Genomic DNA, 13193 nt, shown 5'->3' with positions numbered 1-13193 from the left:
CGGTTTCGGATGATTGTAATGTTAATTAGATTTCTTCAACCTTAACAAGGTGTCTGATCTGCTGGATCTGACCTCTTGTTGCAGAGTTGTCAGGCAGCTCAACACTGCTGTTAAGCTTCTTGAATCCCATTGATTTTACTGTTGCTACCTGCTTAGGTACAGCGCCAATTGTGGACTTAACCAATGTGATCTTAAGTTTCTTCTCGCTTGCCATTGATTTTTCCTCCTATTATGCAGTAACTTCTGCTACAGACTTACCGCGCTTTGCTGCTACCTCTTCAGGTGTCTTTAACTGAGCAAGACCATTGATTGTAGCATATACAACGTTCTGCTTGTTATTTGAACCAAGTGACTTTGTTCTGATGTTTCTGATACCTGCAAGCTCACATACAGAACGAGCAGGACCACCAGCGATGATACCGGTACCTTCAGGTGATCTCTTCAGTAAAACTTCAGCTGAGCCGAACTTACCGATGAAATCATGTGTGATACTGTTGTTCTCATCAAGAGGAACAGTAATAAGGTTCTTAGTAGCATCTTCCTTACCCTTACGGATAGCATCCGGGATTTCTGTTGACTTACCCAGACCAACACCAACGTGTCCGTTGTTGTCACCAACAACTACAAGGGCTGTGAACTTCATGTTACGTCCACCTTTAACAACCTTTGTAACACGCTTGATGGTTACAACTTTATCTGTTAATTCGAGCTGACTTGCATCAACGATATTACGCTTCATTTGTAAACTTCTCCCTTCTTAGAATTCAAGGCCAGCTTCTCTGGCTGCATCAGCAAGAGCCTTAACCTTACCATGATAGATATAACCGCCTCTATCAAAAACTACGGCTTTGATACCCTTCTCTAATGCTCTCTTTGCTACAACATCTCCGATCTTTGTTGCTGCTTCGATGTCGTCTGTATTCTTGAGCTCAGCCTTGATATCCTTCTCAGTAGTAGAAGCAGATACAAGTGTTGTGCCATTTACGTCATCAATAACCTGAGCATATACGTGGTTATTGCTTCTGAATACTGCGAGTCTAGGTCTCTCAGCACTGCCGCTGAAACGATTACGGATTCTCATGTGCTTTTTAGCACGAATTTTTGATCTTGATTCCTTACTAACCATTGTGCACTCTCCTTCTTAATTATTTCTTACCGGTCTTACCAACTTTACGTCTGATAACCTCATCAGCATACTTGATACCCTTGCCCTTATATGGCTCTGGAGCTCTCTTTTCTCTGATGATTGCAGCGTGCTGGCCAACCGCCTCTTTGTCAATTCCCTTAACTGTGATTGTCTGTCCCTCTACAACTGTCTCAACTCCTTCAGGATCAACAAGCTCTACAGGGTGTGAATAACCAAGTGTCAGAGAGAGTGTCTTACCATTCTTAGCAGCTCTGTAACCTACACCGTTAACCTCAAGCTTCTTCTCGAAACCATCTGTTACACCAACAACCATGTTGTTGAGAAGGCTTCTTGAAAGACCATGTAATGCTCTAGTCTTCTTCTGATCGTCTGGTCTCTTAACCTCGATCTGTCCATTCTCCTGCTCAAAAGAAATCTCTGCAGGGAATACTCTTGTAAGGGTTCCCTTAGGTCCCTTTACAGTCACCTTATTATTTTCTGCAACTTCTACTGTTACACCAGCAGGAACTGCGATTGGCATTTTTCCAATTCGTGACATGCCCGTACCTCCAATTTACCAAATGAATGCAAGAACTTCGCCACCAACCTGGAGCTCTCTTGCCTTTTTATCAGTTACAACGCCCTGGTTTGTAGAAATAATTGCAATACCAAGACCACCTAATACTCTGGGAAGCTCATCCTTGCCTGCGTATACACGAAGACCAGGCTTTGAGATTCTCTTAAGACCTGTGATAACCTTATCGTTTCTGTCAGCACCGTACTTAAGAGTGATGTGAAGATTCTTGAAAGCGCCATCTTCAACAACGTCAAGCTTCTTAATATAACCCTCCTCAAGAAGAATGTTTGCAATTGCAAGCTTCATCTTTGAAGAAGGAACATCAACAGTGTCATGCTTTGCAGTATTTGCGTTACGGATTCTTGTAAGCATATCTGCAATAGGATCGTTCATTGCCATTTTAAATTGCCTCCTTAATTATTTTTGCTTCGCCTTACTACTCCCCGAATTGAGCAGAGACACGAAGCCGCAATGCGCGCTTATGTGTTTCTCATTTCTTAGAGTAATACTAATTTTTTAATACATGTGACCCCCATCCCAGGGTCACGAGTTAATTCTGCTCTCGCAGATTACCAAGATGCCTTACGAACACCGGGAATCTCGCCCTTATATGCAAGCTCACGGAAGCAAATTCTGCAGATTCCGTACTTTCTGAGATAAGCATGAGGACGACCGCAGATCTTACAACGGTTATAAGCACGTGTAGAGAACTTTGGTTTCATCTGCTGTTTCAACTTCATGGATAATTTAGCCATTGTGTCTTATTTCCCTCCTTAATTACTTTGCAAAAGGCATATTGAACAGTGTAAGAAGCTCTCTGGCCTCTTCGTCTGTCTTAGCAGTTGTTGTGAAAATGATATCCATACCTCTTGTCTTATCAATCTTGTCATACTCGATCTCAGGGAAGATAAGCTGCTCCTTGATACCAAGTGCATAGTTACCTCTTCCGTCGAAAGAGTTAGGATTGATTCCTCTGAAGTCACGTACACGAGGAAGTGCAAGGTTTACGAGACGATCAAGGAAATCGTACATCTTGTCACCACGAAGAGTTACCTTGCATCCGATAGGCATACCCTCTCTTAACTTAAAGTTAGCGATTGACTTCTTAGCCTTTGTGATAACAGGCTTCTGACCTGAAATAATAGTCATATCATTTGCAGCGTTCTCAAGAAGCTTAGCATTCTCCTTTGCTTCTCCAACACCCATATTGATAACGATCTTGTCGAGCTTCGGAACTTCCATTACATTCTTGTAACCGAACTTCTTTGTCATAGCATCAACGATCTCATTCTTGTATAAATCCTTATATCTACTCAACGTAATTTACCTCCTTTCCCTATTAGTCGATAATGTCGCCAGTCTTCTTAGCAACACGGTTCTTCTTTACAACCTTACCATTCTCGTCCTTCTCAACCTTGAATCCGATCTTGGTAGGCTGTCCCTTATGAAGATAAACAACGTTTGAGATATCAAGAGCAGCTTCTCTCTCAACCACTCCGCCATTAGGATTCTTTGCTGAAGGCTTCTCGTGTATTGTAGCCTTGTTAAGGCCCTCAACGACTACCCTTCCGTTCTTAGCATCAACAGAAAGAACCTTGCCTTCCTTGCCGAGCTCTTTTCCAGCGATAACTCTTACAGTATCGCCCTTCTTGATCTTACTTGTTGACATCTAGGCGCCTCCTTATAATACTTCAGGAGCAAGAGAAAGAATCTTCATGAACTTCTTCTCACGAAGCTCTCTAGCTACTGGTCCAAAAATACGTGTTCCCTTAGGCGTACCATCTTCATTGATAACAACAGCAGCGTTCTCATCAAATCTGATGTAGGAACCGTCCTTACGACGTGTCTCTTTAACAGTACGAACGACAACAGCCTTTACAACATCACCCTTCTTTACAACTCCACCGGGTGTTGCTTCTTTAACAGAAGCTACGATTGTGTCGCCGATTCTCGCATATCTTCTTGTAGATCCACCCATAACACGGATTGTAAGAAGCTCTTTAGCACCTGTGTTATCAGCGACTCTAAGTCTACTTTCCTGCTGAATCATGATATTTCTCCTTTTTTCGAATTACTTTGCACGTTCAATAATGGATACAAGTCTCCATCTCTTATCCTTGGAGATTGGCTTTGTCTCCATGACCTTAACTGTGTCACCAATACGGCACTCGTTGTTCTCGTCATGAGCTTTAAGCTTATAGGTTCTCTTTACGATCTTCTTGTAAAGAGGGTGCTTAACATGGTCCTCAATGGAAACTGTGATGGTCTTATCCATCTTATCGCTTGTTACTTTACCAACACGCGTTTTTCTTAAATTTCTTTCCACGATCAATTTCTCCTTTTAGATTTAGGCTCTCACAGGCTTAGTTAGCAGCCTTAGCATTCTGTGTTATTACAGTCTGGATTCTTGCAATATTTCTTCTTACTTCTTTGATTCTTGCTGTATTATCCAGCTGGTTTGTAGCGTTCTGGAATTTCAGATTGAAAAGTTCCTTCTTAGCTGTTACAAGCTCTGTCTGGAGCTCTTCTGATGACTTAGCCAGAAGCTCTTCTACATACTTATTTGTCTTCATTTAGATACACCGCCTTCCAAATCAGCCTTTGAAACGATCTTGCATTTGCAAGGAAGCTTGTGTGTCGCAAGACGAAGAGCTTCTCTCGCATCGGCCTCGGCAACTCCACCGATTTCGAACATTACACGACCAGGCTTAACAACAGCTACCCATCTATCAGTTGCACCCTTACCGGAACCCATACGTGTTCCAAGAGGCTTTAAGGTGATTGGCTTGTCAGGGAAAATCTTGATCCATACCTGACCACCACGCTTGATGAAACGTGTCATAGCTACACGGGCTGCCTCAATCTGGTTTGAATTGATCCAGCAAGGCTCAAGCGCAACAATTCCGAACTCACCATAAGTGATTGTGTTACCACGAGTGATTTTATGAGCCATTGAACCGCGGAACTGCTTGCGGTGCTTAACTCTCTTTGGCATTAACATTATTTATCGCTCCCTTCCTTATCTGAATTCTCAACTGCCTTTGACTTAAGTACTTCACCCTTATAGATCCATACCTTTACACCAACTTTTCCGTAAGTTGTGTCAGCCTCAGCAAAACCATAGTCAATATCTGCTCTGAGTGTCTGAAGAGGAATAGTACCCTCACTGTAGAACTCTGAACGAGCGATATCTGCGCCACCAAGACGTCCTGAGCAGCAAGCCTTGATACCAAGGGCATCTGTCTTCATTGTTCTGCTCATGCAAGACTTCATAGCTCTTCTGAAAGATACACGGTTCTCAAGCTGCTGTGCAATGTTCTCTGCAACAAGCTGTGCATCCTTATCAGGCTTCTTGATCTCTTTGATGTCAACAAGAACTTTCTTGTCTGTGAGCTTTGAAAGCTCCTTCTTTGTTACTTCGATCTCAGCTCCGCCCTTACCGATTACAACACCGGGCTTAGCTGTGTATACGATAACCTTTACTCTGTCTGATGCTCTCTCGATCTCAATCTTAGAAACACCGGCAGCATATAACTTCTTCTTCAGAAATTTTCTGATATTGTAATCTTCAACCAGATTGTTAGCGAAATCTGATGACTCAGCATACCACTTTGAATCCCAGTCAGCGATAACACCAACTCTGAGGCCATGAGGATTAACTTTCTGTCCCATTACTTGGTTCTCCTTTCAATTATCTCTCGTCCAATACAACAGTCAGATGACTCATTCTCTTGTTGATTCTGTAAGCTCTGCCCTGTGCTCTAGGCTGAATTCTCTTCATGATAGGGCCGTTGCTTGCTGTACACTCAGCAACATAGAGATTAGCTCTGTTCATACCCTTGTTGTTCTCAGCGTTTGCTACAGCACTGTTGAGGAGCTTGTAGATAACGCTTGATGCATATCTTGGATTGTATGCAAGGATTGCAAGTGCAGTCTCAACATCCTTTCCTCTGATAGCGTCCATTACGAAGCATGCCTTCTGAACTGGTATTCTTGCGTAAGATAACTTAGCAAAAGGTCTTGTCTCTCTATTGTCACGATTTCTTGCTCTTTTAATTTGTGATCTATGCTTAATTTCCTTTTCCACGTTAGTAGACCTCCTTTCATTGAATAACTAATTAGTTTATGCTGCTCTTTCTCTCAACGGGAGAATTTCCAGCATGTCCTTTGAAGGTTCTGGTAGGAACGAACTCACCGAGCTTGTGTCCAACCATATCTTCAGTAACATATACAGGAATATGCTTTCTTCCGTCATGAACAGCGATAGTGTGTCCAACAAAAGACGGGAAAATTGTAGAACGACGTGACCAAGTCTTGATAATCTGCTTCTGGCCCTCTGCGTTCATAGCATCTATCTTCTTAAGCAGGCTTGCGTCTGCAAAAGGTCCCTTTTTAAGTGATCTAGACATTTTATTCCTCCTTATTTGATGGCTTTACCGTTTCTTCTTCTTACGATGAGCTTGTTGGAAGCCTTCTTAGCCTTACGTGTCTTATAACCAAGAGCTGGCTTACCCCAAGGTGTGCTAGGACCAGAACGTCCGATAGGAGCTCTTCCTTCTCCACCACCGTGTGGATGGTCGTTAGGGTTCATAACTGAACCACGAACTGTAGGACGGATGCCCATGTGACGAATACGTCCGGCTTTACCATAGTTGATAAGGTTGTGATCACCATTTCCTACAACACCGATTGTTGCTCTGCACTCGATAGGAACCATTCTCATCTCACCTGAAGGAAGACGAAGTGTTGCGTACTTACCTTCTTTAGCCATGAGCTGTGCAGCGTTTCCTGCTGAACGAACCATCTGTCCGCCCTTTCCAGGATAAAGCTCGATGTTGTGTACGTTTTCACCGACAGGAATCTGTGAAAGTGGGAGGCAGTTACCAACACGGATCTCTGCGTTAGCACCGTTCATAACTGTCATGCCATCTGTTAATCCGTTAGGTGCAAGGATATAAGCCTTTGTGCCATCCTCGTACTGGATAAGTGCGATATTTGCTGATCTGTTAGGATCATACTCAATTCCGATAACCTTTGCAGGCATATCGTCCTTGTTTCTCTTGAAATCAACGATTCTGTACTTAACTCTGCCGCCGCATCCACGATGTCTTACTGTGATCTTACCCTGATTGTTACGACCAGCCTTGCTGTTCTTTGAAACAATGAGTGACTTCTCAGGAGTGCTCTTTGTAATCTCTGAAAAATCAGATCCAGTCATGTTTCTTCTGGATGGGGTATATGGGCCGTATTTCTTAATTCCCATGATTATTTCTCCTTTTGTTTTTATCACGTGCCCGGCGCTGTGCGCTGAATCCCGGACTCAATTTGGATTCGCACGTATATTTACTGGTTCTTAATTAGAGTCCCTGGAAGATTTCGATGTCCTTGCTGTCCTCTGTGAGCTGAACAATTGCCTTCTTAGTCTTAGCTGTGAAACCAATTGTCATACCACGTCTCTTCATCTTGCCGTCAGCGTTGAGGGTGTTAACTTTCTTAACCTTTGTTCCCTCGAACATCTTCTCTACAGCTTCCTTGATCTGTGTCTTGTTAGCTTCAGGATTAACAAGGAAAGTGTACTTCTTATCTGCCATTGCGTTCATACTCTTCTCTGTAAGAACAGGCTTAAGGATTACGTCATAATACTGTAATGCTGCCATTAGCAATACACCTCCTCTATCTTAGCAACTGCATCCTTTGTAAGGACGAGTGTTCTAGCGTTTACGATATCATAAACATTAAGTGTGTTTGTAAGTGTTGTGTTAGCCTCTGCAAGGTTTCTTGCTGAAAGTACTACATTCTGATCGTTGTCAGCAAGTACTACAAGTGCCTTACGTGTAGCCTTGAGGTTGTTCATAACCTCTGCAAACTTCTTAGTCTTGATCTCATCGAACTTAAGCTCGTCAACTACGATAAGGTTGTTGTTCTGAGCCTTGTCTGTAAGTGCAGACTTAAGAGCTGCTCTCTTCTCCTTCTTGTTCATCTTGAAAGAGTAATCTCTTGGAACCGGAGCGAATACAACTCCGCCGCCCTTCCACTGAGGAGCTCTGATAGATCCCTGTCTTGCGTGACCTGTTCCCTTCTGTCTCCAAGGCTTTCTTCCGCCTCCGGAAACTTCAGAACGTGTCTTTGCTTTCTGTGTACCCTGGCGCTTGTCAGCGAGCTGCTGAAGAACTGCCATGTGTACGAGATGTTCATTTACTTCAACTCCGAAGATAGCATCGTTTAAATCGATCTTGCCAACTTCTTTGCCTTCCATATTGTAAACAGATACATTAGCCATCTGTATGGTCCTCCTTTCGCGCTTTATTAGTTTTCAACCTTTACGGTTTCCTTGATAGCAACAAGTCCCTTCTTAGGTCCAGGAATAGCGCCCTTTACAAGAATAAGATTCTTGTCTGCATCTACTCTTACAACCTCAAGATTCTGAACTGTTACCTTTACGCTGCCCATGTGACCAGGCATTCCCTTGCCCTTAAATACGCGGCTAGGATCTGAACTGGAACCATTAGAACCCTGATGACGGTGGAACTTGGAACCGTGTGCCATAGGTCCTCTGTGCTGACCGTTCTTCTTAATAGCACCCTGGAATCCTTTTCCCTTTGAAACAGCTGTTGCATCAATCTTGTCGCCCTCAGCGAAGATATCAGCCTTGATCTCAGCACCAAGTGCATAATCAGCAGCATTCTCGAACTTGAACTCTCTTACATATCTCTTGCAAGAAACTCCAGCCTTCTTGAAATGTCCCTGCTCAGCCTTTGTTGCTCCGTGACGGTGGTAGATTGTCTTGTTACCGTTCTTGTCCTTGTTAACAACCTTTTCCTTCTTGTCAACAAATCCAACCTGAACAGCGCTGTAACCATCGTTCTCAACTGTTTTGATCTGTGTTACCACGCATGGTCCTGCCTGAAGAACAGTTACAGGAACCAGTGAACCGTCTTCTTTGAAGATCTGGGTCATTCCGACCTTAGTAGCTAAAATAGCCTTCTTCATGTGATTTACCTCCTTATTACGTCTACAGCGGATGCTTAATTCGTTCGCAATGTCGTCAATTGTCATCTGACAATTCTCCAGTTACCACGGCATCATGCGCCTTGCATCATACTAGTAGAGGTGAATTGATAGTTTCTATATTATAAAGACGAATTATTTCATCTTTATGTTGATGTTTACACCTGCAGGCATCTCGAGTCTCTGAAGAGCCTCAACTGTCTTGGATGTAGGTGTGATGATATCGATAAGTCTCTTGTGTGTTCTCTGCTCGAACTGCTCTCTGGAATCCTTATACTTGTGAACCGCTCTGAGGATTGTAACAACTTCCTTTTTAGTAGGAAGAGGCACTGGTCCACTAACCTGAGATCCGTTCTTCTTGACTGTCTCGATGATCTTCTTGGCTGATGCATCAACGAGCTGATGATCATAAGCCTTAAGAGTAATTCTCATTACCTGATTTGCCATAAAAAAAGTCGCCTCCTTTTCGCACTTTTTGATCTAAGTACGACAAGCGGTGACTGTACACTCTCCCGTGTGTGTCCTGACCCTTAACACAAAGTAAGGCCTTTGAACTCTCTACACGTCGTTTCTGCCTTTGGGTTAGTAGGCAGACTTACAATTGTCTGTACAGTGACTTGTCGTCAGTTTGTTTGGCCATTATTCCGGCCTCTAGACATTCGCTCCACGGAAAACCTGCTCAACTGGATAAGCAGCAACCTCACGCTTCATAGCTATCATGTCACAGCGTTTGTTAGTATAAAACATTTTTTGTGCATATGCAACAAGTTTTTGAAAATTAATCACTTTTAATACAAAATCAGCCTTTTATAAAGGTTTTTCTTGATGTTTTTTAACCTATTGGGTTATCGATATAGTCTCTGACCATATATAGATGTATTATGTTTCGTGCATTTGTCACAAAAATCGATTTAGTATATCATATTTAATAAAGAAAAGAACTATTCTATGGAGAAATAATATGTGGATTGCAGACAATTGGAAAGACTATGAAGTCATTGATACATCCTCAGGCGAGAAGCTTGAGCGTTGGGGCGATTATTTTCTTGTTCGTCCGGATCCCCAGGTAATCTGGAACACCGACAAAAAGCATATCGGATGGAAAAAGCCCAACGGACATTATCACCGCAGCAACAAGGGCGGCGGTGAATGGGAGTTCCACAATCTCCCGGAGGAGTGGTCCATAACCTACAGAGATCTCACCTTCAATCTCAAGCCCTTCAGCTTTAAGCACACCGGTCTTTTCCCCGAACAGGCTGCCAATTGGGATTGGTTTTCTTCTTTAATAAAGAAGGCAGACAGACCGATCAAAGTCCTGAACCTTTTTGCATACACAGGCGGAGCTACTGTTTCGGCTGCCAAAGCCGGCGCCAGTGTTACTCATGTCGATGCCTCAAAGGGTATGGTAGCATGGGCAAAAGAAAACGCGGCTGCATCAGGCTTATCGGAAGCCCCTATCAGGTATCTCGTAGATGACTGTACCAAGTTTGTAGAAAGAGAAATAAGAAGAGGCAATAAGTACGACGCCATCATCATGGATCCTCCTTCCTACGGCAGAGGCCCCAAGGGTGAAATATGGAAGATCGAGACCAGTGTATTCCCGTTTATCAAGCTATCATCGCAGCTTCTTTCGGACAATCCTCTTTTCTTCCTCATTAACTCATACACCACAGGTCTACAGCCGGCAGTACTTTCATATATGCTTCACACTGTGCTGGACCCCATTCACAAAGGCGATGTAGAAGCCGGTGAGATCGGACTCCCGGTCAAGAATAACGGTCTTATTCTCCCCTGCGGAGCCAGCGGAAGATGGACAGCAAGATAATTACAATCACAATTTAAAAGGATGCGCGAACTGCTCGCGCATCCTTCTTTATATATAGTAAGAACTACCTGTTATTTTGAGGCATCGATCTTCTCCCTGATCTGTTGCATTCGCATATCTATCTGATTGATAAGGTCAGCACTGAACTTAAGATCCTCCGTGATCACCTCGGCGTTCTCGATGTCTTTTTTGTACTTCATCTCATGCTCAAGGCTTGCCCAGAAATCCATTGCTATTGTTCTGAACTGAACCTCAACCTTCATGTATTCCTTGATCTCAGTGAGATAAATGGGAACCTCAATAATAAGATGAAGGCTTCTGTATCCTGTATCCTTGGGAGTTTCAATGTAATCCTTGCGCTGCAGGATCCTGATATCATCCTGCCTCTCAAGACAATCCGCAAGCATGTAAATGTCATCAACAAAGGAACAGATAACTCTGATTCCTGCTATATCCGACAGATACTCGTTGATATTTTCGATGCTAAAATCAACGCCCTTGTTCTCGAGCTTATAAAAAATACTGACAGGAGTTTTAAGTCTCATCTTGATGGATTCAAAAGGGTTTCTCTTATTCCTCAGTGCGAGTTCCTTATTGAGAATACCAAGTCTTGTTCTTACTTCAGTAAGTGCACAGTCATACTTCATCATAAGAATCTTGAACTCATCTGTAATATCTCTTTTTCTGAGGAGCTTCTCTATATCAACCTGTGTTACCTCATCGGCAAAAGGTTCTGAACTTCCCGGTATTGGTTTATAACTTAGGTTTCCGTAATTCTGGTGATCTACCGCCACTTTCTCCACTTCCTTTCTGGTATTTCACTATTTAAAATTATACAATACTCAGCCGCGTTATATGTGAACGAAGTATTAAGAATTCAAGAAAAAACCGCATGGCAATAAGCCACGCGGAATTTCCTCCTCATAAAAAACCACAATATTTCTATTGCTTACTTGGCCTCTGCCAGTCTGTCCGGCAGATCTGCCAAGGATACAACACTGTACTCAAGCTCTGTTCTGGGGCCGGCCAGAAGCTTAAACTTATTCAGAAGCCTTCTGTATACAGTCTTGCAGCTCTCCTTGTTGGTTCCAACCAGAAGAAGCAAAAACTGTGATGCCGAGTACTTACAGAAGGTATCTCCCTGTCTAAGGGTAAGTGTTATAGCTTCCTGTAAAAGCTTAGCCCTGGTTTCAAGCTTGGCCGCGTTGGTAATCCTCTTTCCTTCGTAGTCAACAATGTTAAGAAGCATCATGTAAACCGATTGTCCACTTCTCTCCATGTTGCGGCTCAAGATGTGATATGCATCTATAAAGCTCGGGAATGAACAATCGTATGCTCCGTCATCTTCTCCGGCAACAGCACCGCGGTGCTCGAGAATACCATCTCTGATCTGAAGGATTTTGCCCGGTATATTGGTAATCTGACGGCTCATCTTGTCATAACAATCAAGCAGGTCATTACTTGGAGTTACGCCGAGCTCATCGGTATAATACCTTACAGTCTCATCGTATACCGCATAGGCCTCTTTGAATGCTTCCATTCCGATAAGAGCATTGATCTCTCCGATCTGCCACTCATCGTCAGGATAAAGCTCTGCAGCCTTTTTGTATATGCGATGCATGGTCTCATAATCTTTTTTCTTCTCATAGTATGCACCCAGGGCAACCACTGCCTCTGCATACATCTTCTGATACTGCACACTCTTGATTATAAGCCATTCCTGTGTCGCCAGCTCCGGAAGCACTTCTGATTTGTATTCATCAAAAGCTGCTTTGTAAAAAGAGATTACATCCGCTTCATCCTCTGCTGCCCTGGCCTGTTCAATATTATGAACAAACCTGAGGACATCGGAATCAAGCTCAATGGCGTCATCCGTAAAAAAGATTCCGTCTCTGTTTACAACATAATCATGGTCAGGCAGTCCTGACTTCTTGATCTGCTTGTGAAGCTGGTATATAAGGTTGTTGAAGCTGTTGCTAAGGTTTGACTGCTCTTCTCTGTCATAGAGAATGCTTGTCAGCTGTTCCTTCTGAATTCCGGCTTCCCCGCTTAGCCACACAATCTCCAAAAGCTGTACATACTTGGCTGTCTTGTTCTTGCCGATTGATATGTTCTTCCCCTCATAAGTAATCGCAAGCCCGCCAAACATATTTACTTGTAATATACTCTTATCCCCATGTTCCATAAAGGACACCCCTATTTGTTAACTGCTACGTTTGTATTTCCTACATAATTGCAGACGCTATAGGTTTCGCTTGTACCATTTCTGTTCTCAGTTCTGAAGTTCGACCACTTACAACACCAACACTCTTTCATCGGAACCAGTGCCCCGTCATCCGGTTCGAAGTGTTCACAGTAATAGTTTTCCTTTACGACCAAAAGACCGTTCTCATTATACGTCTTCTTTTCCATGAAAATGCCCCCTTGGGTTCATAAATGAAATTCCTTTTTTTCATTTTAACCATATCATGAAAATTTATTTCACATCATAACGTTGTCGAGAATTGTATTTTTTTTGTCGCCGAATGATATTTTAGCATAAAAAAGATCACCCAATGGGTGCAATGTCATTAAGTTAAGGGTGACGGAAATAAGACTCTTATACCAGAAATGGTATAGGGGTCTTTTTTTCTGCGAAAATAGTTGACAGAATGAAT

General features: G+C 43.0%; 24 protein-coding genes. 1 reads left to right on the top strand and 23 read right to left on the bottom strand.

Translation table 11 applies throughout. The features are described 5' to 3' along the window. Window positions 1–25 precede the first annotated feature (25 nt). The 20 genes from rpmD to rpsJ form a co-directional block, all read right to left on the bottom strand. Window positions 26–214 (bottom strand): 50S ribosomal protein L30, encoded by a 189-nt coding sequence (gene rpmD / locus G590_RS0103920; RefSeq protein WP_022764368.1) that lies wholly within the window; start codon window positions 212–214, stop codon window positions 26–28. 15 nt (window positions 215–229) lie between these two features. Further along, window positions 230–739 carry a 30S ribosomal protein S5 gene (gene rpsE, locus G590_RS0103915; protein ID WP_022764367.1) on the bottom strand — a complete coding sequence of 170 codons (510 nt, stop codon included), beginning with the start codon at window positions 737–739 and terminating at the stop codon, window positions 230–232. Between the two features lie 18 nt (window positions 740–757). After that, complete coding sequence (gene rplR / locus G590_RS0103910) at window positions 758–1126, bottom strand: 50S ribosomal protein L18 (protein WP_022764366.1); 369 nt, start codon at window positions 1124–1126, stop codon at window positions 758–760. Between the two features lie 19 nt (window positions 1127–1145). Continuing rightward, a complete protein-coding gene (gene rplF, locus G590_RS0103905; protein WP_022764365.1) occupies window positions 1146–1685 on the bottom strand; it encodes a 50S ribosomal protein L6 in 540 nt (179 codons plus the stop codon). 15 nt (window positions 1686–1700) lie between these two features. Next, window positions 1701–2102, bottom strand: a complete 402-nt coding sequence (gene rpsH, locus G590_RS0103900; protein WP_013280010.1) for a 30S ribosomal protein S8 — start codon at window positions 2100–2102, stop codon at window positions 1701–1703. Between the two features lie 170 nt (window positions 2103–2272). Then, window positions 2273–2458 carry a type Z 30S ribosomal protein S14 gene (locus G590_RS0103895; protein ID WP_022764364.1) on the bottom strand — a complete coding sequence of 62 codons (186 nt, stop codon included), beginning with the start codon at window positions 2456–2458 and terminating at the stop codon, window positions 2273–2275. 22 nt (window positions 2459–2480) lie between these two features. Next, window positions 2481–3020, bottom strand: a complete 540-nt coding sequence (gene rplE / locus G590_RS0103890) for a 50S ribosomal protein L5 (RefSeq protein WP_022764363.1) — start codon at window positions 3018–3020, stop codon at window positions 2481–2483. 22 nt (window positions 3021–3042) lie between these two features. After that, window positions 3043–3372: a 50S ribosomal protein L24 gene (gene rplX, locus G590_RS0103885; protein ID WP_022764362.1), complete on the bottom strand. Its 330-nt coding sequence runs from the start codon at window positions 3370–3372 to the stop codon at window positions 3043–3045. A gap of 12 nt (window positions 3373–3384) precedes the next feature. Then, window positions 3385–3753 (bottom strand): 50S ribosomal protein L14, encoded by a 369-nt coding sequence (rplN, locus tag G590_RS0103880; RefSeq protein ID WP_022764361.1) that lies wholly within the window; start codon window positions 3751–3753, stop codon window positions 3385–3387. A gap of 21 nt (window positions 3754–3774) precedes the next feature. Further along, on the bottom strand, window positions 3775–4029 hold the full coding sequence (gene rpsQ, locus G590_RS0103875) for a 30S ribosomal protein S17 (protein WP_013280005.1): 255 nt from the start codon (window positions 4027–4029) through the stop codon (window positions 3775–3777). Window positions 4030–4066: 37 nt separating this feature from the next. Continuing rightward, on the bottom strand, window positions 4067–4276 hold the full coding sequence (gene rpmC, locus G590_RS0103870) for a 50S ribosomal protein L29 (RefSeq protein ID WP_022764360.1): 210 nt from the start codon (window positions 4274–4276) through the stop codon (window positions 4067–4069). Then, a complete protein-coding gene (gene rplP / locus G590_RS0103865) occupies window positions 4273–4704 on the bottom strand; it encodes a 50S ribosomal protein L16 (protein WP_022764359.1) in 432 nt (143 codons plus the stop codon). The genes rpmC and rplP overlap by 4 nt, the downstream gene beginning before the upstream one ends. Beyond that, window positions 4704–5375: a 30S ribosomal protein S3 gene (gene rpsC / locus G590_RS0103860; RefSeq protein ID WP_022764358.1), complete on the bottom strand. Its 672-nt coding sequence runs from the start codon at window positions 5373–5375 to the stop codon at window positions 4704–4706. Before rpsC ends, rplP begins: the two co-directional genes overlap by 1 nt. Before the next feature lie 19 nt (window positions 5376–5394). Next, window positions 5395–5790: a 50S ribosomal protein L22 gene (rplV, locus tag G590_RS0103855; RefSeq protein WP_022764357.1), complete on the bottom strand. Its 396-nt coding sequence runs from the start codon at window positions 5788–5790 to the stop codon at window positions 5395–5397. A gap of 31 nt (window positions 5791–5821) precedes the next feature. Then, window positions 5822–6112 (bottom strand): 30S ribosomal protein S19, encoded by a 291-nt coding sequence (gene rpsS, locus G590_RS0103850; RefSeq protein WP_022764356.1) that lies wholly within the window; start codon window positions 6110–6112, stop codon window positions 5822–5824. Window positions 6113–6123: 11 nt separating this feature from the next. Continuing rightward, complete coding sequence (gene rplB / locus G590_RS0103845) at window positions 6124–6966, bottom strand: 50S ribosomal protein L2 (RefSeq protein WP_022764355.1); 843 nt, start codon at window positions 6964–6966, stop codon at window positions 6124–6126. Between the two features lie 94 nt (window positions 6967–7060). After that, entirely contained in the window at window positions 7061–7360 is a 300-nt protein-coding gene (rplW, locus tag G590_RS0103840; protein WP_022764354.1) for a 50S ribosomal protein L23, read from the bottom strand. Then, window positions 7360–7983 carry a 50S ribosomal protein L4 gene (gene rplD, locus G590_RS0103835; RefSeq protein WP_022764353.1) on the bottom strand — a complete coding sequence of 208 codons (624 nt, stop codon included), beginning with the start codon at window positions 7981–7983 and terminating at the stop codon, window positions 7360–7362. Before rplD ends, rplW begins: the two co-directional genes overlap by 1 nt. Window positions 7984–8009: 26 nt before the next feature. Next, the gene (gene rplC, locus G590_RS0103830) at window positions 8010–8693 is read right to left on the bottom strand and encodes a 50S ribosomal protein L3 (protein WP_022764352.1); all 684 of its coding nucleotides are present in this window, start codon (window positions 8691–8693) and stop codon (window positions 8010–8012) included. A 153-nt stretch (window positions 8694–8846) separates the two neighbouring features. Beyond that, on the bottom strand, window positions 8847–9158 hold the full coding sequence (rpsJ, locus tag G590_RS0103825; RefSeq protein ID WP_013279995.1) for a 30S ribosomal protein S10: 312 nt from the start codon (window positions 9156–9158) through the stop codon (window positions 8847–8849). Between the two features lie 514 nt (window positions 9159–9672). Between rpsJ and G590_RS0103820 the strand changes: the two genes are divergently transcribed. Further along, window positions 9673–10536: a class I SAM-dependent methyltransferase gene (locus G590_RS0103820; RefSeq protein ID WP_022764351.1), complete on the top strand. Its 864-nt coding sequence runs from the start codon at window positions 9673–9675 to the stop codon at window positions 10534–10536. Window positions 10537–10607: 71 nt separating this feature from the next. On the opposite strand, the gene G590_RS0103815 is transcribed toward G590_RS0103820, so the two are convergent. The 3 genes from G590_RS0103815 to G590_RS0103805 form a co-directional block, all read right to left on the bottom strand. Next, window positions 10608–11330 carry a GTP pyrophosphokinase gene (locus G590_RS0103815; RefSeq protein WP_022764350.1) on the bottom strand — a complete coding sequence of 241 codons (723 nt, stop codon included), beginning with the start codon at window positions 11328–11330 and terminating at the stop codon, window positions 10608–10610. A gap of 155 nt (window positions 11331–11485) precedes the next feature. Continuing rightward, on the bottom strand, window positions 11486–12721 hold the full coding sequence (locus tag G590_RS0103810) for an AfsR/SARP family transcriptional regulator (RefSeq protein WP_022764349.1): 1236 nt from the start codon (window positions 12719–12721) through the stop codon (window positions 11486–11488). 11 nt (window positions 12722–12732) lie between these two features. After that, entirely contained in the window at window positions 12733–12948 is a 216-nt protein-coding gene (locus tag G590_RS0103805; protein WP_022764348.1) for a hypothetical protein, read from the bottom strand. Between the last annotated feature and the right edge of the window lie 245 nt (window positions 12949–13193).

Source organism: Butyrivibrio sp. XPD2006 (assembly GCF_000420865.1).
Taxonomy (GTDB): domain Bacteria; phylum Bacillota; class Clostridia; order Lachnospirales; family Lachnospiraceae; genus Butyrivibrio.
Note: the sequence above shows the minus strand (reverse complement) of the source record. Positions and strands in the feature narration are given on the sequence as shown.

What these genes read in the sequence shown, in the direction of transcription:
- rpmD (WP_022764368.1), bottom strand. Translation starts at nt 214, where the DNA reads ATGGCAAGCGAGAAGAAACTTAAGATCACATTGGTTAAGTCCACAATT.
- rpsE (WP_022764367.1), bottom strand. Translation starts at nt 739, where the DNA reads ATGAAGCGTAATATCGTTGATGCAAGTCAGCTCGAATTAACAGATAAA.
- rplR (WP_022764366.1), bottom strand. Translation starts at nt 1,126, where the DNA reads ATGGTTAGTAAGGAATCAAGATCAAAAATTCGTGCTAAAAAGCACATG.
- rplF (WP_022764365.1), bottom strand. Translation starts at nt 1,685, where the DNA reads ATGTCACGAATTGGAAAAATGCCAATCGCAGTTCCTGCTGGTGTAACA.
- rpsH (WP_013280010.1), bottom strand. Translation starts at nt 2,102, where the DNA reads ATGGCAATGAACGATCCTATTGCAGATATGCTTACAAGAATCCGTAAC.
- G590_RS0103895 (WP_022764364.1), bottom strand. Translation starts at nt 2,458, where the DNA reads ATGGCTAAATTATCCATGAAGTTGAAACAGCAGATGAAACCAAAGTTC.
- rplX (WP_022764362.1), bottom strand. Translation starts at nt 3,372, where the DNA reads ATGTCAACAAGTAAGATCAAGAAGGGCGATACTGTAAGAGTTATCGCT.
- rplN (WP_022764361.1), bottom strand. Translation starts at nt 3,753, where the DNA reads ATGATTCAGCAGGAAAGTAGACTTAGAGTCGCTGATAACACAGGTGCT.
- rpmC (WP_022764360.1), bottom strand. Translation starts at nt 4,276, where the DNA reads ATGAAGACAAATAAGTATGTAGAAGAGCTTCTGGCTAAGTCATCAGAA.
- rplP (WP_022764359.1), bottom strand. Translation starts at nt 4,704, where the DNA reads ATGTTAATGCCAAAGAGAGTTAAGCACCGCAAGCAGTTCCGCGGTTCA.
- rpsC (WP_022764358.1), bottom strand. Translation starts at nt 5,375, where the DNA reads ATGGGACAGAAAGTTAATCCTCATGGCCTCAGAGTTGGTGTTATCGCT.
- rpsS (WP_022764356.1), bottom strand. Translation starts at nt 6,112, where the DNA reads ATGTCTAGATCACTTAAAAAGGGACCTTTTGCAGACGCAAGCCTGCTT.
- rplB (WP_022764355.1), bottom strand. Translation starts at nt 6,966, where the DNA reads ATGGGAATTAAGAAATACGGCCCATATACCCCATCCAGAAGAAACATG.
- rplW (WP_022764354.1), bottom strand. Translation starts at nt 7,360, where the DNA reads ATGGCAGCATTACAGTATTATGACGTAATCCTTAAGCCTGTTCTTACA.
- rplD (WP_022764353.1), bottom strand. Translation starts at nt 7,983, where the DNA reads ATGGCTAATGTATCTGTTTACAATATGGAAGGCAAAGAAGTTGGCAAG.
- rplC (WP_022764352.1), bottom strand. Translation starts at nt 8,693, where the DNA reads ATGAAGAAGGCTATTTTAGCTACTAAGGTCGGAATGACCCAGATCTTC.
- rpsJ (WP_013279995.1), bottom strand. Translation starts at nt 9,158, where the DNA reads ATGGCAAATCAGGTAATGAGAATTACTCTTAAGGCTTATGATCATCAG.
- G590_RS0103820 (WP_022764351.1), top strand. Translation starts at nt 9,673, where the DNA reads ATGTGGATTGCAGACAATTGGAAAGACTATGAAGTCATTGATACATCC.
- G590_RS0103810 (WP_022764349.1), bottom strand. Translation starts at nt 12,721, where the DNA reads ATGGAACATGGGGATAAGAGTATATTACAAGTAAATATGTTTGGCGGG.
- G590_RS0103805 (WP_022764348.1), bottom strand. Translation starts at nt 12,948, where the DNA reads ATGGAAAAGAAGACGTATAATGAGAACGGTCTTTTGGTCGTAAAGGAA.